This is a genomic window from Vibrio sp. Vb0598, assembly GCF_033338935.1.
Lineage (GTDB): Bacteria > Pseudomonadota > Gammaproteobacteria > Enterobacterales > Vibrionaceae > Vibrio > Vibrio alginolyticus.
Map to the genome: position 1 here is coordinate 1 of NZ_JAWOTP010000282.1, position 1,057 is coordinate 1,057.

At 48.2% G+C, this 1,057-nt stretch carries 1 protein-coding gene; it reads right to left on the bottom strand.

Going from position 1 to position 1,057, the window contains the following annotated elements; genetic code table 11:
* On the bottom strand, positions 1-876 hold an 876-nt coding region (locus tag R7Q38_RS24705), incomplete at its 3' end, for a PAS domain-containing protein (RefSeq protein WP_318114708.1).
* Positions 877-1,057 lie beyond the last annotated feature (181 nt).

The following is a 1,057-nucleotide window of genomic DNA, read 5'->3' on the forward strand; positions in this document are numbered from 1 at the left end:
AATGATATTGGCATTGCTGTCGGTAATGACCATACCTTCTTGCGAGTTGTTGAAGATTTTCGACGCTAACGACAATTGCGTTTCCACCATCTTGCGACGGGTGATGTTGCGCGTCATGCCCAAAATGCCGATCAGGTCGCCGGCCTGATTTCGTACCGGTGATTTGATGGTTTCCAGCCAAGTTGGGTTGTTGTTTTCATCAATTTGGCGACACTCTTCAACGATGTTCTGTGTGCCAGTAGCGACCACTAATCGGTCGGCATCAATGAATTTTTCCGCGCGCTCGGCGCTGAAAAGGTCAAAGTCGTTCTTCCCGACAATGTCATCGTTAGACTTTTTCCACGCCTGTTCCACGCTGCGGTTAGTCATGGCGTACAGACCATCGGTGGTTTTGATCCAGATGTGGTCATCCAGACAATCGATGAATTCTTGCAGTGTTGGTAGTGGCTTGTTGGCGTGTGAGTGATGACGTTTGAGCTCTTGATGATAATGCTGGCTAACATCAAAACTGATGCGGCCTGCCAGTGCGCTCAGCCACGCAGAAACGGTTTGCTTTTGCTGCGTTGAGTGCGTCAACGTCACAACGGCAAACAGCTCCTCATTCGGTAGCCATACTGGGCACAGGCTCAGGTTTTCATCATCAAATTGTGAGCAAACTACGTCAAAGTGCGGCGCGGAAAATTGCGCGCAGTTTTGCTCAATCATCGCCACGATGGCGCGGTGATTTTGTGGCGAGGTGGATACCTCACTGGATAGCCATTGTTTGGTGTAGCTCAGGGTATAAAGTTGTCCCTGAGCTTGAGTGGCATCACAGCATTGCTGCAGAGCGTGTTGCCAGTCAGTCATCAACGGTGAAGGAATAGCGAAGCGAAACATAATTAGTAAAGTATCCTGAAGTGCCCACAAATATTTATAGGAATGTCGCCGTGTTTGGCGTCTGGGCTTTGGTTATATCGTATCCAACGCTTGAACAATTCCAAGCGACTGAAGGCACTTTCGATCAATAAAATGTTAGCGAGCTCTCTTTTTTATCCAACTCGTTTCATTTCTCCGTTTT